20 protein-coding genes are annotated in these 22667 nt (G+C 55.1%); 11 read left to right on the top strand and 9 right to left on the bottom strand.

The genetic code is table 11. The features are described from left to right. Positions 1–57 precede the first annotated feature (57 nt). On the bottom strand, positions 58–1032 hold the full coding sequence (locus O1V65_RS02680; protein WP_269130135.1) for a CobW family GTP-binding protein: 975 nt from the start codon (positions 1030–1032) through the stop codon (positions 58–60). Between the two features lie 140 nt (positions 1033–1172). Next, the gene (locus O1V65_RS02685; RefSeq protein ID WP_017492253.1) at positions 1173–1655 is read right to left on the bottom strand and encodes a tautomerase family protein; all 483 of its coding nucleotides are present in this window, start codon (positions 1653–1655) and stop codon (positions 1173–1175) included. A 35-nt stretch (positions 1656–1690) separates the two neighbouring features. Here O1V65_RS02685 and O1V65_RS02690 point away from each other — a divergent pair, with 35 nt between their 5' ends. Continuing rightward, the gene (locus O1V65_RS02690) at positions 1691–2593 is read left to right on the top strand and encodes a LysR family transcriptional regulator (RefSeq protein ID WP_051040077.1); all 903 of its coding nucleotides are present in this window, start codon (positions 1691–1693) and stop codon (positions 2591–2593) included. Between the two features lie 64 nt (positions 2594–2657). Continuing rightward, positions 2658–3389 (top strand): GntR family transcriptional regulator, encoded by a 732-nt coding sequence (locus O1V65_RS02695; protein WP_017492251.1) that lies wholly within the window; start codon positions 2658–2660, stop codon positions 3387–3389. 14 nt (positions 3390–3403) lie between these two features. Here O1V65_RS02695 and O1V65_RS02700 read toward each other — a convergent pair whose 3' ends face one another. Both O1V65_RS02700 and yeiP read right to left on the bottom strand, forming a co-directional pair. Beyond that, a complete protein-coding gene (locus tag O1V65_RS02700) occupies positions 3404–4873 on the bottom strand; it encodes a mannitol dehydrogenase family protein (protein WP_269130136.1) in 1470 nt (489 codons plus the stop codon). Between the two features lie 279 nt (positions 4874–5152). Next, positions 5153–5722, bottom strand: coding sequence for an elongation factor P-like protein YeiP (yeiP, locus tag O1V65_RS02705; protein WP_026110577.1), 570 nt, complete (start codon positions 5720–5722; stop codon positions 5153–5155). A 218-nt stretch (positions 5723–5940) separates the two neighbouring features. On the opposite strand from yeiP, the gene O1V65_RS02710 reads away from it, so the two are divergent. Further along, the gene (locus O1V65_RS02710) at positions 5941–6195 is read left to right on the top strand and encodes a YkgJ family cysteine cluster protein (protein WP_017492249.1); all 255 of its coding nucleotides are present in this window, start codon (positions 5941–5943) and stop codon (positions 6193–6195) included. Here O1V65_RS02710 and O1V65_RS02715 read toward each other — a convergent pair. Beyond that, positions 6166–7386 carry a sugar efflux transporter gene (locus O1V65_RS02715; RefSeq protein WP_269130137.1) on the bottom strand — a complete coding sequence of 407 codons (1221 nt, stop codon included), beginning with the start codon at positions 7384–7386 and terminating at the stop codon, positions 6166–6168. The two genes, O1V65_RS02710 and O1V65_RS02715, sit on opposite strands and share 30 nt — an antisense overlap. A 431-nt stretch (positions 7387–7817) precedes the next feature. On the opposite strand from O1V65_RS02715, the gene fruB reads away from it, so the two are divergent. The 4 genes from fruB to O1V65_RS02735 all read left to right on the top strand — a co-directional run bounded on the left by fruB (position 7818) and on the right by O1V65_RS02735 (position 12663). Further along, positions 7818–8948, top strand: a complete 1131-nt coding sequence (gene fruB, locus O1V65_RS02720; protein WP_017492247.1) for a fused PTS fructose transporter subunit IIA/HPr protein — start codon at positions 7818–7820, stop codon at positions 8946–8948. After that, complete coding sequence (gene fruK / locus O1V65_RS02725; RefSeq protein WP_017492246.1) at positions 8945–9883, top strand: 1-phosphofructokinase; 939 nt, start codon at positions 8945–8947, stop codon at positions 9881–9883. Before fruB ends, fruK begins: the two co-directional genes overlap by 4 nt. A gap of 16 nt (positions 9884–9899) precedes the next feature. Further along, complete coding sequence (fruA, locus tag O1V65_RS02730) at positions 9900–11606, top strand: PTS fructose transporter subunit IIBC (RefSeq protein ID WP_017492245.1); 1707 nt, start codon at positions 9900–9902, stop codon at positions 11604–11606. A 301-nt stretch (positions 11607–11907) separates the two neighbouring features. Next, complete coding sequence (locus O1V65_RS02735; RefSeq protein ID WP_017492244.1) at positions 11908–12663, top strand: YoaK family protein; 756 nt, start codon at positions 11908–11910, stop codon at positions 12661–12663. Positions 12664–12862: 199 nt separating this feature from the next. Here O1V65_RS02735 and nfo read toward each other — a convergent pair whose 3' ends face one another. Beyond that, the gene (gene nfo, locus O1V65_RS02740; protein WP_269130138.1) at positions 12863–13729 is read right to left on the bottom strand and encodes a deoxyribonuclease IV; all 867 of its coding nucleotides are present in this window, start codon (positions 13727–13729) and stop codon (positions 12863–12865) included. 110 nt (positions 13730–13839) lie between these two features. After that, positions 13840–14895, bottom strand: a complete 1056-nt coding sequence (locus tag O1V65_RS02745; protein WP_269130501.1) for a YeiH family protein — start codon at positions 14893–14895, stop codon at positions 13840–13842. Positions 14896–15230: 335 nt separating this feature from the next. Between O1V65_RS02745 and yieE the strand changes: the two genes are divergently transcribed. The 4 genes from yieE (at position 15231) to O1V65_RS02765 (ending at position 19910) form a co-directional block, all read left to right on the top strand. After that, positions 15231–16103, top strand: coding sequence for a DNA-binding transcriptional regulator YeiE (yieE, locus tag O1V65_RS02750; protein WP_017493349.1), 873 nt, complete (start codon positions 15231–15233; stop codon positions 16101–16103). A gap of 131 nt (positions 16104–16234) precedes the next feature. After that, positions 16235–17710 carry an amino acid permease gene (locus O1V65_RS02755; protein ID WP_017493350.1) on the top strand — a complete coding sequence of 492 codons (1476 nt, stop codon included), beginning with the start codon at positions 16235–16237 and terminating at the stop codon, positions 17708–17710. Between the two features lie 257 nt (positions 17711–17967). Then, positions 17968–19065, top strand: coding sequence for a FecCD family ABC transporter permease (locus tag O1V65_RS02760; RefSeq protein ID WP_084912289.1), 1098 nt, complete (start codon positions 17968–17970; stop codon positions 19063–19065). Continuing rightward, positions 19062–19910 carry an ABC transporter ATP-binding protein gene (locus O1V65_RS02765; RefSeq protein ID WP_017493351.1) on the top strand — a complete coding sequence of 283 codons (849 nt, stop codon included), beginning with the start codon at positions 19062–19064 and terminating at the stop codon, positions 19908–19910. Before O1V65_RS02760 ends, O1V65_RS02765 begins: the two co-directional genes overlap by 4 nt. A 39-nt stretch (positions 19911–19949) precedes the next feature. Here O1V65_RS02765 and O1V65_RS02770 read toward each other — a convergent pair whose 3' ends face one another. Further along, positions 19950–20945 carry an ABC transporter permease gene (locus O1V65_RS02770; RefSeq protein ID WP_017493352.1) on the bottom strand — a complete coding sequence of 332 codons (996 nt, stop codon included), beginning with the start codon at positions 20943–20945 and terminating at the stop codon, positions 19950–19952. Then, positions 20942–22423, bottom strand: a complete 1482-nt coding sequence (locus tag O1V65_RS02775) for a sugar ABC transporter ATP-binding protein (protein ID WP_269130502.1) — start codon at positions 22421–22423, stop codon at positions 20942–20944. The genes O1V65_RS02770 and O1V65_RS02775 overlap by 4 nt, the downstream gene beginning before the upstream one ends. Positions 22424–22667: the final 244 nt, after the last annotated feature.

Here is a 22667-nt window from a genome sequence, read left to right on the forward strand (position 1 = left end):
AAATCAAAACCTGTTTTAAGTAATAAAAATATCATAACTAGCGATACGGTAAGCCTGCTAACTTAAACGAATCCTCAACAAGATGGATTGAAGAGCGTTCCAGTCGGTCTTGCCGTGGGATATTAATTCAATTCTGTTGTCTAAGGGCGCCGCCGAAAGCGTGTCGATGTGAAGGTCATTACCCTGACGGTTCACCCGCAATGTGCCTTCCTTTATACGTATCACCGCTTTCAGGCGATCGACCGGTGCCTGCCGTGCCCAATCGAGGAACCCGGCGGTGTCGAACAGCGTCTCGCCATCAAAAATCCATCCGCAGCTGGAATAGTCCCCGGCCTCGTTCAATGCACGTCGCCAACGCTGATGGCCCGGCAGGCTAAGCGCCGCCAGTCCCTGCTTTGACTGATGGGCGTGGTGATGCTTGCCCTCTGGCAGTTCGCGCTCGTTTCTGCGCGGCTGGTTCAGCAATTCAGCGCTAATTTTCCCCTGCGAGACGCGCTCTAACTGCAAAGAGGCATCCTGCGTGCTCAACCACTGTGCCAACATCCGGTCATCGTGTTCTGTATAGGTATCCGTTTTGTTGGCGATGATGATGTCGGCCGCGGCCAGCTGGTCGCGAAAGTTTTCGTTGGCAACAACCCGTGGGTCGCTTAGTTGACGTGCATCCAGCAGGCAAAGCGAGGCGTTTAACGTCAGCCAGCCGCTGTAAACGTCTGAAGTCAGAAGGGAAAGGATTTGTTTTGGGTGACCCAGACCGGTGGGTTCAATAAGCAGGCGGTCTGGTTTTGCCTGTTTCAGCAGCATGTTGAGGCCAATCTGCATTGGCAGGCCGTTGACACAACACATACATCCACCAGGGATCTCCTTGAGCACCGCGCCGCTGTCTGCCAGCAGTGCACCGTCGATGCCGATTTCACCAAACTCGTTGACCAGCACCGCCCATTTTTCGTTTTCCGGCTTTTGTGCCAGCAGGTGGCGGATGGTGGTGGTTTTGCCGCTACCGAGGAATCCGGTTATCAGGTTTGTTTGCGTCATGTTTAATCCTTATAGCGCCCGAAGGCTCCTTATTCCCTGGGGTTTTCCTTCGGGCCATTCATCAAATATGCGCAATAAGATGCCCCTCCAGCAAGATAAAATCCAGCCTGTTAAAGCTCTATGACCACCGGAAAGCTCTTTTAACTACAAAACGACTCATTATGCTGATAACGAAACTCCTGCGTCACTCCGCCATAGCCGTAAGCGCCCGCACGGCAATCGATGATATGAATATTCGAATGCTCATGCAGTTCGCCCAACGTTTCTGCCAGCAGGGCATAGACCTCTTGGTGATACTGCGCCTTTTGTGCACGGGTATTGGTCTCGTCGGTGACGGTTACCTCCAGCCTAAAGGAGTGACGCGCTAGCGCCTGCAATGACTGACCGTTAATAAACCAAAGTTCGGCAGGCACAAAGCGCACAATAACCATCGTCTGCTCCGGGCGTTTATCGAGTATCCGGCAGGTTAATTTTGTTAGCGCGTTGGCCAGACGGTGGGCGAGTTGAGGGTCTTCATGACCCGAAAGTTGCAGCGTGATCCCAGGCATAGCGTTCTCCGATAGGTTGATGGGGTGATGCAGAAGAGGATATTCGTTGCTGATTGCCCGGAAAAGCAGGAACATCTGGTGATATCCATCAATAAAGCCGAGGGATGCCCATGCGACCTTTCAATCTCGATCATCTACGGTCTTTCGTTACCGTCGTTGAGGCTGGCAGCATCTCTGCCGCCGCACCGCGTCTGAATCTCTCTTCCTCTGCGGTCAGCGAACAGTTGAGCAAGCTGGAAGATTTCACCGGCCAAAGCTTGCTGCTGCGTGGCAAAAAGGGCGTGACGCCGACTCCCAGCGGCGAACGTCTAGGGGTCTTTGCCCGTGAGATGCTGGTACTGAGCGCGCGCGCATTAGATGAGGTACGAGGCGTGTCCTTTTCCGGCGAACTGCGTTTGGCGATTACCGATTACTTTCGTCCCAACGAGATACCGCCCATGCTGGTGAAACTGCGCGAGCGTTATCCAGACCTGCGGCTGAACGTCAGAGTGCAAAAAAGTGTTGATATCCGCGCCCAGCGTGACGAAGACCCTTTTGATATTGGTCTTTCAATGCAGATTCTTTCTCCGGCACATGCGCATGAAGGCACGCAGGTCTGTCGCGAACCCTTACACTGGGTCGCAGCTGAAGGGTTCAACTGGGATCCCGCCAGGCCACTGTCGCTGCTCGCCCTCCCCGCAGGCTGCGCCATGCAGGGGTTTACCCGTCAGTTGCTTGAGGAGAACGGCGTCAGTTTCGCGATTACGCATTCGGCGTCAGGCGTGGCGGGTCTTCAGTCTGCGCTGCTGGCGGGACTCGGGGTTGCCTGCCTCAATGCCTCATCGATACCCTCGGGGCTTAAGCCGTGGCGAGATGCGACGCGGCTACCCGCGCTTCCTGACGTCAGCTTTGTACTTTTACCGCCACGCGACGGTGAAAAGCCTCTGGTGAGCGACGTTCGCCAGCGGCTGCTACAGCATTGGACGATGCAGCAAGCCGATGATTTCGCGATAGGTTCACAGATTTTCACATAACTGCAACGCCTTCAGGCCGCGTGATATACTGTTGAGCAATATTTTCAGAAAAGTGGGGGGTAACATGCGGCTTTATCAGGAAGTGGGGCATCAGCTGCGTGACGCAATCGCATCCGGCCAGCATCTGCCCGGCGACCGGCTTCCCCCCGAACGTGACATTGCCGAACGGTTTTCCGTCAGCCGCAGCGTCGTGCGTGAGGCACTGATTATGCTCGAGCTGGAGAAAGTGGTTGAGGTGCGCAAAGGGTCCGGCGTTTACGTGCTCGAACAGGCAGAAGGTGTCCAGCCGCCTCGTGCTGACAGCGGTTACGGTCCGTTCGAGCTGTTACAGGCGCGCCAACTGCTCGAGAGTGAGGTCGCGGCATTTGCAGCGGTGCAGGCCACCAAGGCGGATATCCTGAAGATGCGTGACGCCATCGAGCTTGAGAAAAGCTTTGTGGCACAGGGTATCATCGACGAGAGCGCCGACGAGCTGTTTCATACGCTGCTGGCCCAGGCCTCACAGAATAGCGTGCTGGCGAATATGGTCTATGAGCTGTGGCAGGTGCGTAAGCACAGCCCGATGTGGCAGGGGCTGCATCAGCATATTGGGGAGAGTAACTACAGTGAACTGTGGCTTAACGATCATCAGCAGATCCTGCAAGCAGTGCTGCGCCGCGAGCCAAAGGCGGCGAAGCAGGCGATGTGGCAGCATCTTGAGAATGTGAAAAGCAAACTGCTGGAGATTTCCGACGCCGAAGATCCGACGTTCGACGGCTATCTTTTCCGGTCAGTCCCCGCCAGCCTTAACGACTAGCGGGGCAAAGCGCGTTACTTCACCAGATTCGCGACGGTGGCTTTAGCCCCCAAACGTTGCAGACTGAGATAGGCCGCCGTTATCGCCTCAATTGCCGACGTATCGCGCGCAAGCGGCTCTCCAAAAACACTCTTCAGCGCCAGCAGAGCACGGACTCTTTCTTCACCGTCCTGACTGCCTGCCACAATCTCGCGCAGCTTTTCCGCCATCGGATCCTTGATATCAATCGGTTGCCCGGCGTCGTCAACACCGCTGACGTAGCGCATCCAGCCGGCGACACCCAGTGCCAGACAGGCGTATTCGCCGCCGTGTTGCAGATTCCAGCGCAGCGAGTCCAGCATGCGCTGCGGCAGTTTTTGCGTGCCGTCCATCGCGATTTGCCAGGTGCGGTGTTTGAGTGACGGGTTACTGTAGCGTTCGATCAGGCTATCGGCATAGGCCGTGAGGTCGATTCCACTCACGCTGAGCGTAGGTGCCTGCTCTTTCAGCATCAGTCGATAAGCCGCGCGGCGGTAGTTTTCATCCTCCATGCAGCTGTTAATATATTGATATCCCGCCAGATAACCAAGATAAGCGAGGAACGAGTGACTGCCGTTAAGCATGCGCAGCTTCATCTGCTCAAACGGCAGTACGTCGTCAACCAGCTGTGCACCGACTTTTTCCCACGCCGGACGGCCCGCCACAAAGTTGTCTTCGATGACCCATTGAATGAAGGGTTCACTGGCGATACCGCATGGATCGCCGATGCCGCCCAGCGACTGGCTGATTTCGGCTTCAAACTCTTCGGTAAGCGCGGGCACGATGCGGTCTACCATGGTGCTTGGGAAGGTGACAGACTCGTGGATCCAGCTTGCCAGCGCCGGATCCTTCTCCTGCGCCAGGCCAAGAATCGCGTTTTTCACCACATGGCCGTTTTCAGGAATGTTATCGCAGGAGAGAATGCTGAACCCCGGCAGCCCGCGCAGGTGACGCAGGCGCAGCGCCTCAACCAGCAGGCCAGGCGCGGTGGCGGGGGAGTGTCCGCCCTGTAAATCTTTGACGATCTCCGGATGCTGAAGGTCGAGCTTGCCGCTGACCGGTTCGATACAATAGCCTTTTTCGGTAATGGTCAATGACACGATAGCCACCTGCGGCTCTGCCAGTTTCTCGACGATCGCGTCGATCCCTTCAATCCTGCCGTGCATCGACTCGTGAACCGCGCCAACGACGATCGGCTGATTTCCCTGTGCCCCCTTCTCCAGCACGGTGAACAGGTGGTCTTGTTCACGCAGTGCCTTGATCAGGTTATCGCGGCCAAACAGCGATATCTCACAGATGCCCCAGTCACCGCCTTGCTGGTTCAGCACGCGGTCGGTCATCAGCGCCTGATGCGCGCGGTGAAAAGCACCGAAGCCGATGTGCACAATACGGGTCTTGAGCGCCCGACGGTCATACTGCGGCTGTTGAACATTGGCAGGCAACGGGCTAGTGGAAATCTTGTTCATTTTGACTCCATCACATTCGGGCATAGGTTAAATTGGTCAGGCCAAAAGCGCGCGGGGGAAGATTTAATAGGCAATCAAGGTCTGATTTGGGCGTTAATGAGTACTGGCAGTGTAAAGTGATATGACAGGAATGAAAATTGGTAAGTCCAAATATTAAGCCGCATTTGTGAGATCGATCATAACTTTGCGCGTGGGACATCGTTCCATTGTCGTCGCATACCGGCATAAAAAAAGAGCGCCGCAGCGCTCTCTTTTATAAGACGGGGAGAAACCCAATCCTTATGCACGACCCATATAGCGATGTTCGGCGATGTGAATCTGAATACGGTCGCCGGTGCTCAGATATTCTGGTACCTGAATAACCAGACCGGTGCTCATGGTCGCTGGTTTGTTGCGGGCGCTGGCTGAAGCGCCTTTGATGCCAGGCGCGGTTTCGATGATTTCCAGCTCAACGGTCTGCGGCATTTCGAGCGCCAGCAGCTGGCTGTCCAACGTTAGAACCTGCATACCTGCCAGTCCACCTTCAGGAATGAACAGCAGCTCTTCTTCAATCTGTGATTTGTTGAAGGTGTAAGGCGTGTAGTCTTCGTCATCCATAAAGATGTATTCGTCGCCGTCGACGTAGGAGAAGTTCACTTTACGACGGGTGAGGGTAACGGTATCAAGGATGTCATCACCCTTGAAACGTTCTTCAACCTTCATGCCGGTACGCACGTCGGAGAAACGCATTTTATACAGCGTGCTTGCGCCACGCGCGCTAGGACTTTGTACATCAATATCTTTAACCAGCAGCAGTTTGCCGTCGTAATTTACAACGAAGCCGCGTTTAATTTCGTTAGCACGTGCCATAAAAATAACCTGTTTGCAAAAAGTTTGGATAATGGGCGACACGTTACTCGTGCGCGTGATTTCAGGCAAGTAGGTAGCTCAAAAAGAGTGATGAAATGGCCGCCTGAAGGGGTTTTTGACGATTTATGTGGTGGGAATTTCACCGTGCTGTTATTGTCTGCCGATATTAGGTTTCAACCTACATCGCATTCAATCTGCAGCCCAGAGGAGAGCTACCGATGGACTGTCGTTCAGACTGCGGCGCTTGCTGTATCGCGCCGTCAATTTCCAGCCCGATCCCAGGCATGCCTAACGGTAAACCCGCCAATACGCGCTGCGTTCAGCTCGATGAAACGATGCGCTGCAAGATTTTTACTTCACCGCTGCGGCCCAAGGTTTGTGGGGCATTACAGGCACGTCGCGACATGTGTTTTACCCATCGCGACGACGCCTTCACGTATCTGCTACAGCTCGAGCTCGACACCGCGCCTTAATGGCCGCCAGGCTTCCCTGACGCGCCAGATGCAGAAGACCGACACCACCACCATTGCCAGCGCCGCGTAAAACACCGCGTAATAGCTGGCGAACTGCGCCACTAATCCCGCCAGCGACCCGGCCAGGATCCAGCCCGCACGCGTCGAGTTGGTGAACAGCGTGGTAGCTGCACCCGCCTGTCCCGGCATCAAATCCTGGAAGTAAAGCATGCCGATACCGGCCAAAATCCCGATAAACAGCGCATTGAGCAGCTGGATGGCAATCAGCGTGGCGGGACCGGTGAAGAACATCAGGCTGCCGTAAAACAGTACGCCGCAGATTACCGCAAAGCGCATCAACAAACGCTTACCCAGCTGTCTGGCGAGATAACCGGCAACCAACATGGTTGGGATCTCGAGGCATGCGGCGATGCCCATCAGCATACCGGCGAGTTTTGAAGACAGATGCAGCTCTTTCACCACGTACAGCGGCATATTGATCAGATAAATACTGTTGGCCGCCCACATCAGCGAGCAGGCGATAAACAGCATCAGCGTATCGCGACGGTTGTTGCGCGGTGCCTCAAGTGGACCGGCGGTAGTCAGCATCGCTTTCGGCATTGAGGGCAGGAACGCTCGGACCATGATCCCGCACAGAATAAAGGCCACCGCGGCGGCGCAATACATAAAGGTGAACCCGAAGCCCAGCGCCAGCGCAAACGCCAGCGGAGGCCCCACGACCCAGGCGAGGGAAACCTGCGCACGGAGAATCGAGCTGAACATCACCGCTTCACGCCCGGTTTTGTCGGCGTGCTCGCGGGCAAGCGCAAACATCTGCGGGTTGGCGGTGGAACCAAAACTGGTCAGCAGTACGCCCACCAGCAGCAGAATGAAGTAGCTGCGGTTGAAGGCAAACAGTACGCAGCCCAGTGCGCCAAGCAGGCAGCAGAACAGAATTAGCGTTTTGCGATCGCCTTTTTTATCCGACCAGCCGCCGAGAAACTGACTGACGAAAATCCCCATCACCGCACTACCGGTAAAAAATAGCCCAACCATAAACGGCGAAACCTTGACCTCGGTGGTCAGAAACAGGCTCAGCGTCGGGGTTTGCAGTGCACCGGCGATACCGGTCAGAAAGGCAATAATCAGGAACGCGCTGGAGGTCATGTCCGGCAGGCGGAGACGACGCGCGGTAGTGGTTGAAACTGTCATTTTTTAGGTTTGCACCAAAACAATAATAAGGAAGGGGATAAGGCGAATCGCGCGGATTTTACGCCTGTTTTTTACAATAGACACGGCTTTTAATCAGCAAATAAGAGGCCGCGTCGGCTAACCAGCACAGGATGCTAAAAAGCCGCCACGTTGTCTTTAATGCCAGCAAGCTTCAGCACCCTGAGGCATAGAGGTCAGCTATACTTCAGCTTTTCGATGCGTCGCTAAAGAATTTAAAACTTAAAAAAGGAAAATTGTGCGTAGCATCATAAAAATGCAATGCCAAAACGCGTAATGCTTGCAAAATAATCGCCGCAGAATGAGACTGCACGAAACGTTTCAGCGTTGTCCGGTTAGTCAAAATAACCTGCCAGCGCTCCTTTTTTCTCAATAAAGCTGAAACGATTCAATTTCGGCAGGAGAGGAGAATTATGTTCCAGTTGTCACAGCAAGACATCCACCTGGGCGCTGCCGCAGGCACAAAAGAAGACGCTATCCGTCAGGTTGCCGCTGCGCTCACCGCCGCGGGTCGCGTTAGCGAAGGTTACGTTGACGGAATGTTGGCCCGAGAGCTGCAAACTTCAACCTATTTGGGTAACGGTATCGCCATTCCTCATGGAACGACCGACACGCGCGACCTGGTCCAGAACACCGGCGTACAGGTGTTCCAGTTCCCTCAGGGGATTGAGTGGGGCGAAGGACAGAAGGCGTTTGTGGTCATCGGTATCGCCGCCCGTTCTGACGAACACCTTGCCTTGCTGCGTCAGCTGACCCACGTGCTCAGCGATGACAGTGTCGCCGAGCAAATGGCAAAAACCGACTCCGCCGAAGAGCTGCGTAGCCTGCTGATGGGCGAAAAAACCGCGGCCGAATTCCGTTTCGATACTCAACTTATTGCCGTAGACGTTGCCGCCGACAGCCTTATCACGCTGCAGGCGCTGAACGCAGGACGTCTTCAGCAAATTGGCGCGGTTGACACCTCTTTCGTCAGCGACGTTATCAGCCGTAAGCCGCTGAATCTTGGACAGGGCATCTGGCTGAGTGACAGCGTTGTCGGCAACCTCGGCAGTGCTGCGGCGGTGAGCCGTCCTGCTACAGCATTTGAAAGCGACGGCGAAAAGGTGGCCCTGCTGCTGACGCTGGCCGTCGCCGACGACAAGCCTTTAGATTTGCTGAACTACCTGGGCGATCTGCTTCGAGCCGGTAAGGCCGAGCGCCTGTTAGAGGCCGATGCCGTGGGCGTGCTGGCGCTGCTGACCAGCGAAGTGGAAGAGCAGAGCCAGGTGTTGACTGCCGAATACGTTATCCGCAACGAACACGGACTGCACGCGCGTCCGGGGACGGCGCTGGTCAACTGCATCAAGAAATTTAACAGCGAGATTACCGTCACCAACCTCGACGGTAGCGGCAAACCTGCCAATGGTCGCAGCCTGATGAAGGTCGTTGCTCTGGGCGTTAAAAAAGGGCACCACCTGCGCTTTACCGCCAGCGGTGAAGACGCCGAAGTGGCATTGAAATCCATCGGTGAAGCGATTTCCGAAGGTCTTGGGGAGGGCGCATGAGCCGTCGCGTAGCAACTATTACCTTAAATCCGGCCTACGATCTGGTGGGTTACACCCCTGAAATAGAACGCGGTGAAGTCAATCTGGTGCAGACCGCCGGCCTGCACGCTGCGGGTAAGGGCATCAACGTTGCCAAAGTTTTGAAAGACTTAGGGATCGACGTCACCGTAGGCGGGTTCCTGGGTAAAGAGAATCAGGACGGTTTTCAGCATCTGTTTAGCAGCCTGGGCATCGCCAACCGTTTTCAGGTGGTCGAAGGCCGCACGCGTATTAACGTCAAACTGACCGAAAAAGACTCCGAAGTGACCGACTTTAACTTCTCGGGCTTCGAGGTTACGCCACAGGACTGGGAGCGTTTTGTTAACGACTCACTGAGCTGGCTGGGACAGTTCGACATGGTCGCCGTGTGCGGCAGCCTGCCCGCGGGTGTCGACCCGCAGGCGTTCACCGACTGGATGGCTCGTCTGCGCACCCAGTGCCCGTGCATTATTTTCGACAGCAGCCGTGAAGCGCTAGTCGCCGGACTGAAGGCGGCCCCTTGGCTGGTTAAGCCTAACCGCCGCGAGCTAGAAATCTGGGCTGGCCGCAAGCTCAACGACTTAAGCGACGTGGTCGAAGCCGCTCACGCGCTGCGCGATCAGGGTATCGCTCACGTTGTTATCTCCCTTGGCGCAGAGGGCGCGCTGTGGGTCAACGCCTCGGGTGCATGGATTGCCAAACCGCCTTCCTGCGAAGTCGTTAGTACCGTAGGGGCCGGTGACTCAATGGTCGGTGGACTGATTTACGGCCTACTGATGCGTGAGTCCAGCGAACATACCCTGCGTCTGGCTACTGCCGTCGCGGCGTTGGCCGTTAGCCAAAGCAATGTTGGTGTCAGCTCCCGTCCACAGTTGGCGGCGATGATGGCACGTGTTGATCTGAAACCTTTTAATTGACAGCAGGAGAGAAAGAATGAAAACGCTGCTGATAGTAGACAAAGAGATTGGACAGGCAAGTGCGCAGATTGCAAAAAATATGCTTGCTGCCGCCGTGCAAAAGTCAGGGCATCAGCTTGTCACTCGCGCCGCTGAAGCCGAATGGGTTCTCGCCGTGGGCGATGCCGTGCCAGCAGAAGCCGGACTGAACGGTAAGAATCTGTATCTGGGATCGCTGGCCGATGCGGTGCGTGAGCCGGATGCCTTCGTGCAGCGCGCTTCCACCGAAGCTAAAGCCTATCATGCGCCGGTGCAAACCGCGGCCTCTGCGGCACCTGCTGCTGCCGGTCCTAAACGTATCGTCGCGGTGACCGCTTGCCCGACCGGCGTGGCGCACACCTTTATGGCGGCCGAAGCCATTGAAAGTGAAGCGAAAAAACGTGGCTGGTGGGTGAAGGTTGAAACGCGCGGCTCCGTCGGTGCCGGTAATGCCATCACCCCTGAAGAAGTTGCCGCCGCAGACTTGGTTATCGTTGCCGCCGACATCGAGGTTGACCTCGAGAAGTTCGCCGGTAAGCAGATGTACCGTACCTCGACCGGCCTGGCGCTGAAAAAGACCAAGCAGGAATTAGACAAGGCACTGGTCGAAGCCGAGCTGTTTGAGCCTAAGAAGCAGGGGCAGGCGTCTTCCGGCAAGAAAAAAGAGACTGGCAGCGGTCCGTATCGTCACTTGTTGACCGGTGTGTCCTACATGCTGCCGATGGTGGTGGCGGGAGGGCTGTGTATCGCTCTGTCATTCATCTTTGGTATCAAGGCCTTTGAAGTTAAAGGCACGCTGGCCGCTGCGCTCATGCAGATTGGTGGTGCATCGGCCTTCGCGCTGATGGTGCCGGTTCTGGCAGGTTTTATCGCTTTCTCGATTGCTGACCGTCCGGGTCTGACTCCGGGTCTTATCGGCGGTATGTTGGCGGTGAGCACGGGTGCAGGGTTCATCGGCGGTATCATTGCCGGTTTCCTCGCGGGTTATGTGGCGAAATTTATCAGCAACAAGCTGCGTCTGCCGCAGAGTATGGAAGCGCTTAAGCCGATACTGATCATTCCGCTGGTGGCGAGCCTGATAACCGGTCTAATCATGATCTACGTGGTGGGTACGCCGGTCGCGAAAATCATGGCGGGTCTGACTGCATGGTTGCAGTCTCTGGGCACCGCCAATGCGGTCCTGTTGGGCGCAATCCTCGGCGCGATGATGTGTACCGACATGGGTGGGCCAGTTAACAAAGCGGCCTATGCGTTTGGTGTCGCTCTGCTGAGTTCCTCGGTCTATGCCCCAATGGCGGCCATTATGGCGGCAGGTATGGTGCCACCGCTGGCGATGGGTCTGGCGACCTTGCTGGCGCGTCATAAGTTCGAACAGGGTGAGCGCGAGGGCGGTAAGGCGGCGCTGGTGCTGGGCCTGTGCTTCATCTCTGAAGGGGCGATTCCTTTCGCTGCTCGTGACCCGATGCGCGTTCTGCCTTGCTGTATCGCTGGGGGAGCGCTGACGGGGGCACTGTCGATGGCCTTCGGTGCAAAATTGATGGCACCGCACGGTGGTCTGTTCGTGCTGCTCATCCCTGGCGCTATCACACCGGTTCTGCTGTACCTGGTGGCCATTCTGGCCGGTACCGTGCTGGCGGGTGTGGCCTACGCCATCCTTAAACGTTCTGATGCTGCGATTGCCGCGAAAGTCGTTGCAAACAGCTAAGCTTTCAAACGTTTATAATGATAAGCGCTGCTCTCGGGCAGCGCTTTTTTTTGCCGCTATTTTTATGAGTAGCAGGATGATGTCATCTATTTATGGGTAAATATCCTCCTAGTTATTGAAATTTTATAACTTAATATTTTTCCCCTTAACGATAATAATCGTCCTATTGCTGTTTTTGTCATGAGGTGAATTTTGCTTCGCCGTAATAAAGACAAATATTTACAATACTTTTAATAAATAGGCTATTTGAGGTATTTGGTTATATATACTGATTAAATAACAGTTAAACGAGGTTGCCATCATGTTGAATATGTTGATAAAACGAAAGGGTGGCAGGACGCACACCGAAGACCGTCATCTGGCTCTTTTGCTGGCAACGACGGCCGGTATTCTCAATGCCATGGCATTGGGCGCATTCGGTTTTTTTCCCTCGCATATGTCTGGAAATACCTCTCAACTTTCTTCAGAAGTATCGAATACTGATTTAAGCGACGTACTGTTTCTGTCGGCTATTATTGGCGCCTTCGTGATTGGCGCAATGCTTTCTCGGCTGATTGCGATCGGCGGAATAAAGAACAATATCCGCACAATATTCAGCATAATTCTTCTAATCGAGGGCGTTATGTTAATTTTGACCTCGTTGTTTGAAATATTATTTTTCTCGTCTAAGAACAATCACGAAATTATCGTTTTTCTGAGCTTCCTGATGGGGATCCATAATTCCACCTCAACCCAGCTCTCCAACGGGCGCGTGCGTTCGACGCATATTACCGGAACCCTGACCGATGCCGGCATCGCCCTGGGCGCGGTAATAGCTACGCTGATGCGCCGCGACCCTTCGAAACAAATCAAGGCACAGCGCAGCCAGTTTATTACCCATGCGGTGACTATAATGTCTTTTCTTATTGGCGGTATATCGGGGTTGTTGCTCTACAAACAGTTTGGTTTCAACTCGATGGCCGCGGTAGGTGGTTTTATTGTGCTGATTGCCGTGGGGGGGATATTGGCAACCCTTCTTCGAGCCAATCGTCGTATCCTGAGACAGGGCGTGTCGTGACGCTGATTATATCGAAAGGACGACATTAAACCTGAAGACTTTTTTTCTGCACTCGGCGGCAAAAGAGAAGGGCGTATACGGCTACTTGCCCAACTGGGCCCCGTTGGGCCCGACAGGGTGCGCTACTTTGCCGAGCACTGCCTGCGGCCGAGTTGACGCGCAGGCTGGCCGAAAAACTTGCCGAAGATCGGCAGAAGAATTAGGCGGCGGCTTCGTCGTCTTCGGCTGTCTGTTCTGCTTTGAGCCAGGCAATTTCGGTGGCCCAAATTTCCGGGTCGACGGTTTCGAGGATCATTGGAATGTTGTCGAAACGCGAGTCACGCATGATATAGCTGAAGGCGGTCTTGCCGATATTGCCTTCGCCGAGGCTGTGGTGGCGGTCAACCCGGCTGTTGAACTCGCTTTTGGCGTCGTTCAGGTGCATGCCGCGCAGGTATTTGAACCCGACCACGTCGGCGAAGTTTTTAAAGGTATGCTCGCAGGCCTCGCGGGTGCGCAGGTCATAACCGGCAGCAAAAGCGTGGCAGGTGTCGATGCATACCCCAACGCGGCTTTTGTCTTCAACGCCGGCAATAATTTTCGCCAGATGCTCGAAACGGAAGCCGAGGTTGCTGCCCTGACCGGCGGTGTTTTCGATAACTGCCGTCACGCCCTCGGTTTTGTCCAAAGCAATATTGATAGACTCGGCGATGGTGGCAAGGCACTTGTCTTCATCAATCTGCATCAGATGGCTGCCAGGATGGAAGTTCAGCAATGACAGTCCCAGCTGTTCGCAACGCTGGAGTTCATCGATGAAGGCTTCGCGGGATTTCTCGAGCGCTTCCGTCACCGGATGGCCCAGGTTAATCAGATAGCTGTCGTGCGGGAGAATTTGGTTGCTGCTGTAATTGTACTTTTGGCAGGCTGCCCTAAAGCGTTCAATAACATCTTCAGCCAGGGGAGCCGCGCGCCATTGCCGTTGATTTTTGGTAAACAGCGCAAATGCAGTCGCTTCCAGCTCATGTGCCCGCAAGACTGCCTGATCGACTCCGCCTGCTGCACTAACGTGTGCCCCTACAAATTTCATGTTACCCCCTGTTTAGTTATGTCCTGTTGTTCTGAATGATAACCGCTTTATGCACAGGGGGGCAGGCAATAAATGTTAAAAGTCTTGCGAAAATGCCCGCTTTTTATTCATTAGAGCAGGTGTTGTACCAACAGGTTGATGCCTGCCCCGCCAACGATTAGCCAAATAAACAGCACAGCCGCCATCATTAGGGGTTTGACTCCGGCCTGACGCAGCGCGCTGAAATGAGTCGTTAACCCCAGCGCTGCCATCGCCATTGCCAGCAGAATCGTGTCCAGCGTCAGCAGAAAATGCACCCAGCTCTGCGGCAGCAGGCCGAAAGTGTTGAAGGCTGCCACGCCAATAAACCACAGCGCAAACCACGGTAGTGTGATGGCGGACCACAGACTTTTCCCCTCGGTAGCCGCGGCCGTTTGCGGCTGGCGACGACTCTTCCACAGGCTGACGAGCAGCAGGAAAGGCGCGAGCATCATGACACGGAGCATTTTGGCGATTACTGCCGCGTTTTCTGCGTCGGGGGAAACCCCGTGACCTGCTGCGACTACTTGCGCAACTTCATGGATAGTTGAGCCGGTATAGATGCCGAAGCGGCTTGCGGTTATCTCCAGCCAGTGATAGTGCAGGTTGAGCTGCCAAAGCCACGGGTAGAGGAAAATTGCCGCGGTGCCAAAAATCACCACCGTCGCTACCGCCACTGTCACTTTGTCCGCATCGGCCTTCAGCACTGGCTCCGTTGCCATCACCGCCGCTGCGCCGCAGATGCTGCTGCCCGCGCCAATCAGCATCGCGGTGTCGTTGTCCAGGCCAAAAAACCGTTTTCCCAGCCAGCAGGCGAGTAAAAAGGTGCTGGAGAGGGTCAGCAAATCAATAATGACACCGGACGCGCCGACGTCGGCAATTTGGGTAAAGGTGAGTTTAAATCCATAGAGGATTATCCCGAGCCGCAGGAGCTTTTGCTTCGCCAGATTGACGCCTTCGGCGCAGCGTGGGCGGGCGAGTGGATAAACGGTATTGCCTATCAACATGCCAATAACGATGGCCAACGTCAGGGCACTGAGGCCGAGCGAGTTGAGCAAATCAAAATGGCTTAACCACAATGCGAGGGCGGTAATCGCTGCGGTTAGAACTAAACCCGGTAAAACGCGTCCAAAAGGATAAGGCAGCATGAATTTGTGCTGTGGATTGCCGTGCGCCTGGTGTTGGCGATGATGTTCGGGTAAGACGTGGCTCATAATTTTATCCTGCATAGATGACCTGGGCATAAGCTTATCCAGTGCAGGCATAAATATGAAATTGATTATAATCCTATAACCAACCTGAAAAACTGGTATAGAATGATAACAATGGCCTGTCGCACACGGCGGTGCGGATGGAGCTATACTCTTTATTGGGAGGAGCGGATTCGGCCAAGGGGTGCAGATGCGACGCTGAGCACTTTTTACTTTTGAATCAATCAAATTATCGGGCAGCGGGCAGGCCGGATAATAGATAACGAGACTCTATGCATATTACACTGCGTCAACTGGAAGTTTTCTCCGAGGTGCTTAAGAGTGGCTCAACCACCCAGGCCTCTGTTGTTCTGTCTTTATCACAATCGGCGGTCAGTGCGGCGCTGGCGGACATAGAAGGGCAGTTGGGAGTGAAGCTTTTTGACCGCGTGGGTAAGCGTTTGGTTATCAACGAGCACGGACGTTTGCTGTATCCGAAAGCGTTGGCGCTGCTTGAGCAGGCCAGTGAAATCGAACGTTTATTCAGTCACGACAGCGGTTCCCTCAAAATTGGTGCCAGCAGCACCATCGGCAACTATATGTTGCCTGCCATGATTGCCGGTTATCGACTGGACTTCCCTGAAACTCCCCTTGAATTAAACGTCGGTAATACCGACGACGTCATCAATGCGGTAGCCGATTTTCGCGTTGATCTCGGGCTTATTGAAGGTCCGTGCCGCATGCCGGAACTGATTACTCAGTCCTGGCTCGACGACGAGCTGGTGGTCTTCGGCGCGCCGGATAATCCACTGGCCGGTAAAAACGTGACGCTGGAGATGCTTGCTGCCGCGCCGTGGATCCTGCGTGAACGTGGGTCAGGCACGCGTGAAGTATTGGATCACCTGCTGTTGTCGCAGCTGCCGGATTTCAATCTGGTCATGGAGCTGGGTAATTCCGAAGCCATCAAGCACGCCGTACGTCACGGGATAGGCATTAGTTGTCTGTCGCGCCGCGTCATTTCTGAACAGCTGAGCAGCGGCTCGCTGGTCGAAATCAGGCTGCCTCTCCCGCCGTTGGTGCGTAAGCTTTATCTTATTCACCATCGACAAAAACACATCTCTAACGCCTTGTCGCGTTTCCTCACCTATTGCAAAGAATTGGTATAACACGGTCTTGCTAATAATCGGCGGCCGATTATGAAGCCTTCTTATGATGGGGTGTTCCTGCTATCTCGCTCGAGAGTTTTTGCTACAATCCGCGCCTAAAATTACTCATGACGAGCAGAAATAGGGCAAAGATGGCTCAACAGCATACAAAAAATCAGCAGGTGGCTCCCACTCTGCGTAGAGAGCTAAAAGCCCGTCACCTCACCATGATAGCCATTGGTGGCTCCATCGGTACGGGGCTATTCGTGGCTTCGGGTGCAACGGTTTCTCAGGCAGGTCCCGGCGGGGCGCTGCTCTCCTACATGTTAATTGGTCTGATGGTGTACTTCATCATGACCAGCCTCGGTGAACTGGCGGCCTTTATGCCGGTGGCAGGCTCATTCTCTACTTACGGCGCAAAATACGTCGAAGAAGGCTTTGGTTTCGCACTCGGCTGGAACTACTGGTACAACTGGGCGGTGACCATTGCCGTTGAACTGGTCGCGTCACAGCTGGTGATGAACTATTGGTTCCCTCATACCCCAGGTTGGATCTGGAGTGCGCTGTTCCTCGGCGTGATCTTCCTGCTCAACTATATTTCGGTGCGCGGTTTTGGTGAGGCCGAATACTGGTTCTCCCTGATTAAAGTGCTGACCGTTATCGTCTTTATCGCCGTTGGCGTGATGATGATCTTCGGTATTATGAAAGGTGGCGAGCACGCGGGCTGGCATAACTGGACTATCGGCGATGCGCCGTTTGCTGGTGGCTTTGCCTCGATGATTGGCGTGGCGATGATAGCGGGCTTCTCTTTCCAGGGAACCGAACTCATCGGCGTGGCAGCAGGTGAGTCTGAAGATCCGGGCAAGAACATCCCACGTGCGGTGCGTCAGGTATTCTGGCGTATCCTGCTGTTCTATGTGCTGGCAATTCTGGTTATCAGCCTGATCATTCCTTACACCGATCCGAGCCTGCTGCGTAACGACGTGAAGGATATCGGCGTGAGTCCGTTTACGCTGGTGTTCCGCAATGCCGGTCTGCTGTCTGCGGCGGCGGTGATGAACGCGGTTATCCTGACGGCGGTGCTGTCCGCAGGTAACTCGGGCATGTACGCGTCAACCCGTATGCTCTACAACCTGGCGACCGAAGGCAAGGCACCGCGCATGTTCGCCAAGCTGTCGAAGGGCGGCGTGCCGCGCAACGCACTGTATGCCACCACCGTGGTGGCGGCGCTGTGCTTCCTGAGTTCGATGTACGGCAATCAGTCGGTCTATATGTGGCTGCTGAACACCTCGGGCATGACCGGTTTTATCGCCTGGCTAGGTATCGCCATCAGCCATTATCGTTTCCGTCGCGGCTATGTGGCACAGGGGCGTGACCTCAATGCGCTGCCTTACCGGTCAGGCCTGTTCCCGCTGGGACCGATTTTTGCCTTCGTGCTGTGTCTTATCATCACGCTAGGTCAGAACTATCAGGCGTTCTTGCAGGCTAAAATTGACTGGTACGGCGTTGCGGCGACCTATATCGGAATCCCGCTGTTCCTGGTGATTTGGTTTGGTTACAAGCTGACCAGGGGCACTAAGTTCATCAAGTATCAGGACATGGAATTCCCTGAGACCGAGATTAAATAGTCGTTTTAACAGAGGCTGATTTGTCCACCGGCCTCTGTCTCTCTCCTCTTTCGCCAAACGCGCGGGAGAGGGGAGTCATTTCGGGTTACGCTTTGTTACCCCTAAGCCGCTAATTTTACCGTTTTTTGTTAAGCTACAGCGCATCGGCCGCTTTATACTGGATTGATAATAGTTATCGTTTATATTACTGTTACCTATTGTACCCGCGTTATCTAGCCCTTTTAGCCACGCAGTGCCAAGCGAGAATGAGTGTAAACATGAGTGCTTCAACCGATCCTCTCCTCAATGTAGCCAGCCACCGTGACGAGCCAACGTTAGACGGCAGCGTGATGGGACGCTACAAAACCATTCTGCGTCGTCGTCTTTCCCTGATGTTGGTTCTGGTGATCGCTATCTTCGCCTCACTGGTGCTCGACTTTGTGATGGGGCCAGCAGGGCTGTCGCTCGATACGCTGTGGCAAACTATTTTCCATGCTCAGGCGGCAGACGCGGGGACTCGCGTTATCGTCTGGGATATTCGCATGCCTTACGCCTTGATGGCGGTGGTGGTCGGCATGTCTTTGGGCCTGGCGGGCGCAGAGATGCAGACTATCCTCAATAACCCGCTGGCAAGCCCCTTCACTCTAGGCGTCTCTTCCGCCGCGGCCTTCGGGGCTGCGCTGGCTATCGTCCTGAATATCGGTATTCCTGGTATTCCCGACCAGTGGTTTATCTCGGCCAACGCCTTTATCTTTGCGCTGCTCGCCGCGCTGATGCTTGACGGTATCACCCGCTGGACGCAGGTTGCCAGCTCAGGCGTGGTGCTGTTTGGTATCGCGCTGGTGTTTACCTTTAACGCACTGGTCTCGCTGATGCAGTTTATCGCCTCCGAAGATACCTTGCAGGGATTGGTGTTCTGGACCATGGGCAGTCTGGCGCGCGCGACTTGGATAAAACTGGCGGTCATGGCGGGGGCTTTCGTGATTCTGCTGCCGCTGTCGATGAAAAGTTCCTGGAAACTGACCGCGCTGCGTCTGGGTGAAGACCGCGCCGTAAGCTTCGGTATTGACGTGCGTCGTCTGCGTCTCGGCACGCTACTGCGCATCAGCATTCTCTCTGCGCTGGCGGTGGCGTTCGTCGGGCCTATCGGCTTTATCGGCCTGGTCGCGCCACACATTGCGCGCATGATGTTCGGCGAAGACCATCGTTTTTATCTGCCTGCCAGCGCACTGATTGGCGCACTGGTACTGTCTCTGGCCTCTGTCGCCTCTAAAAATCTGGTGCCGGGCGTGATTATTCCGGTGGGGATTGTGACCTCGCTGGTCGGTGTACCTTTCTTCCTGAGCATTATTCTGCGCCATAGAGGGACGGTATGAGCCTTGCTATAGATGACAATGTGATTTCTCTGCAACCTCGCAAAGGTCAAGATGCCGCGCAGGGCCTGCAAATCCGTAACTTTACCGCCGGTTACCCTAAACGCGCGGTGATAAGCAGTCTCAACGTGCCCAAGCTTCCGCGTGGACAAATCACCGTGCTGCTTGGCCCCAACGGCAGCGGTAAATCCACGCTGCTGCGCTCGCTCGCCGGTCTGAACCGTGCGCAGGGTGAGATGATTCTCGACGGTCACGACCTGATGAAAATGCCGTTTGCCAAGCGCGCCGAGCAGGTGGTGTATCTGCCTCAGTCGCTGCCGGCGGGTGTGCATCTGCACGTTTTAGAGTCGATCATTGTGGCTCAACGCGCATCGGGTGGCTTTGCACATCAGGCGCAGACCACCTCGCAGGTGATGGAGTTGCTGAAACTGCTGGGTATTGAACATCTGGCGCTGAGATATCTGGATCAGCTTTCCGGCGGTCAAAAGCAGCTGGTGGGGCTGGCGCAGTCGCTGATTCGTCAACCTTCGCTGCTGTTGCTCGATGAACCCCTGAGCGCGTTGGATTTGAATTACCAGTTCCACGTGATGGACCTGGTGCGCCGCGAGACGCGTAAAAGAAACATTATTACCGTGGTTGTGGTGCATGATATCAACATCGCGCTGCGTCACGGCGACAACGTACTGATGCTCAAAGACGGTCAACTGATTGCCGACGGCAAGCCCGAAGAGGTGATTACCGCCGAGAGTCTGGCGAAGGTCTATGGCGTGAGAGGGCGTATCGAACGCTGCTCGCAGGGTACGCCGCAAATTCTGATCGACGGTCTGGTGGCTACGCCAACTATCTGATTGCAAAAGGCTCCTCGCCGTGAGGAGCCTTTTTATTGACTATCTTTTCTGAATATAGGTCAGCGCGAGCGCAATCGCCAGCACCAGTCCCTTAATGATATCCATCGCGTAGTAAGGCACCGAGAGCATCACCAGTCCGTTTTGCAGCACGCCGAGGATAACCGCGCCGAGCAGGGTACCCAGAGCATTTGGCTTGCCTGAACCGGCCAACGAGAAGCCGATATAGGCTGCCGCGACTGCGTCCATCAGATAGCCGCCACCGGCGTTAACCTGTGATGAGCCGATGCGCGAAGCGAGCAAAATCCCCCCGGCCCCGGCCAGCACGGACGACATTAGATAGGCAATCACGCGATAGCGAGCGGTGCGGATCCCGGCCAGACGTGCGGCCAGCGGGTTGCCGCCGATGGCGTACATACGTCGGCCGTGCTTGGTCAGCGACATAAACAGCTGAACGGCGACGGTCACCACCAGCATCACGATGACAATAACCGGCACCTGACCGAGCAGGCTGAAGACCGCCGGCACCGTGCCTTCGGCCATGTCGCCGCTCGGCATCAGCATATTTTCGGTGATTGACCCGCCGAAGCTGTAGGTCATCGCCGCACCCTGAATCACGAACAGACTGGCGAGCGTGGCCAGCATGTCAGGGATTTTGAGGATAACAATCAGGAAGGCGTTGAACAGCCCTACCAGCAGGCACAGCGACAGCGTAATGGCGATCGCCTCAACGGTGCCGAAGCCGTGCCAGACGAACATCGAGATCACCAGCGCGTTGGCCAGCGACGCGGTCGATCCGACCGAAAGGTCGAAGCCGCCCACTGACAGCGACAGCGATACGCCGATGGCGATCACCGTCACTATTGCGATGGATCGCATGATGTTGATGATGTTCGACATCTCGAGGAAGTTGCTGGAAGAAAGACCAAACAGTGCGATCAGCGCCACCACGGTGAGCAACATTCCCCACTTATAAAGAAATTCGAAAATATGATGACGCCAGGGTTGCGGCGCGTTCAAGGGGTGTTCGTTGCTCACGCGGGGGTTCCTCCGGTTGAATAATCTAAAAGGGTCTGTTCGTCGACGTCGGCGGCGTTAAGCTCGGCGACGATGCGACCATCCCAAAGTACTAAAATTCGGTCACACAGTCCGACCAGTTCGGCGAACTCGCCCGAAGCATAAATGATGCCTTTTCCCTGTTGTGCCAGTCCATCAATCAGCCTGAAGACGTCCTGCTTGGCGCGAATGTCGACGCCTTTGGTCGGTTCATCGAAGATAAGGATCTGGCTCTCGCTGCGCAGCCATTTACCGATTGCGACCTTCTGCTGATTCCCCCCCGAGAGGCGAGCCAGCTTCTGCAACGGTCCTGAGGCGCGGATCCCCAGACGGGTGATTATCTCTTTGGCCCAGCTCAGTGAGGCCGCGCGGTTGAATATGCCCAGCGTCGAGAAGCTGTTGTCGGCGGCAACGCTGAGGTTCATGGGGATATCTTCATCGATAAAGACGCCTTCTTTACGGCGCTCCTCCGGCACCAGCGCGATGCCTTGCTCCACCGACAGATACGGTTCGCTCGGTTTCCACGCCTTGCCGTAGAGCTCGCCGTGGTCAACCCGGCTTGGTGACGCTCCGAACAGCGCCTTACAGAGTTCGGTTTTACCGGCCCCCGCCAGACCGGCTATACCGAGGATTTCGCCGCGATGCAGCGTGAGGCTGATGTCGCGCAGCTTGTGTTTATCGTGCAGTCCTTTGATTTTAAGCAGCGTTTCACCGCCGTGCGCGGGGCGGCGAGCGGGGTAGATATCGTTAATCTGGTGACCAATCATCTTTTCGATGATGTGCTCATTGGTGAGGCCCCGCATGCTGTCATCGCTCACCAGACGCCCGTCGCGCAGCACGGTCATGCGGTCGCAGATATCCCGCAGTTCATGAATGCGATGGGAGATAAACACCACCGCCATTCCTTCGTCACGCAGGCGACGCACCAGTGCAAACAGGCGCTCGCTCTCGGCGTGGTCGAGCGGGGCGGTCGGTTCATCGAGGATCAGAAAACGGCATTGATGCGACAGCGCGCGCGCCAGTAAAATCAGCTGTTTCTCGGCCAGCGTGCAGTTTTCGATGCGCTCACGAAGGTTAATCTTGAGACCCAGCTGCTGAGTAATCTCTTGCGCACTTTGGTAAATTTTCGACCAGTGATGCAGATGCCCGGCTTCTGAAAGCTCGTCGAGCATGATGTTTTCCGCCACGTTGAGCGTGGGGATCAGCGCAATGTCGACCTCCTGCTGCACCAGATGAATCCCTTGTTCACGCGCGTGATGCGGCTGGGAAATCGTGACCGGTTTTCCGTCAATGATTATCTGGCCGCTGTAGTGACTGTAAGCCCCTGAAAGTACGGCCATCAGGGTAGATTTGCCAGCACCGTTGGCGCCCACCAGCGCATGCACCGCGCCCCCTTCGAGCGTGAAGTCCACCTGATGCAGCGCAGAAAAGCCGCCAAATGAAATTGAGATATTACGCATCTCCAGGCGTGAAGAAAGCGGTGGCGAACTCACGGTGAGAAACCCTTATTAGAATTGATAGCGGTGAAAATAGTTAGCCGGTGAAACCGTCACTAAAAAAAATTAAGCAGAAATTTGTATCACAGACAGGGATTTAAGCAACGAACTTAAGGATATAAGGTGGGAGGAATTATTATAAGGTAGGGCTTTTAAGAGGCTTTTAATTGCAAATAAGTTCTTTGGGATCAATAGCAGACGCTTCGCT

The organism is Rouxiella badensis, assembly GCF_026967515.2.
Classification (GTDB): Bacteria; Pseudomonadota; Gammaproteobacteria; order Enterobacterales; family Enterobacteriaceae; genus Rouxiella; species Rouxiella badensis.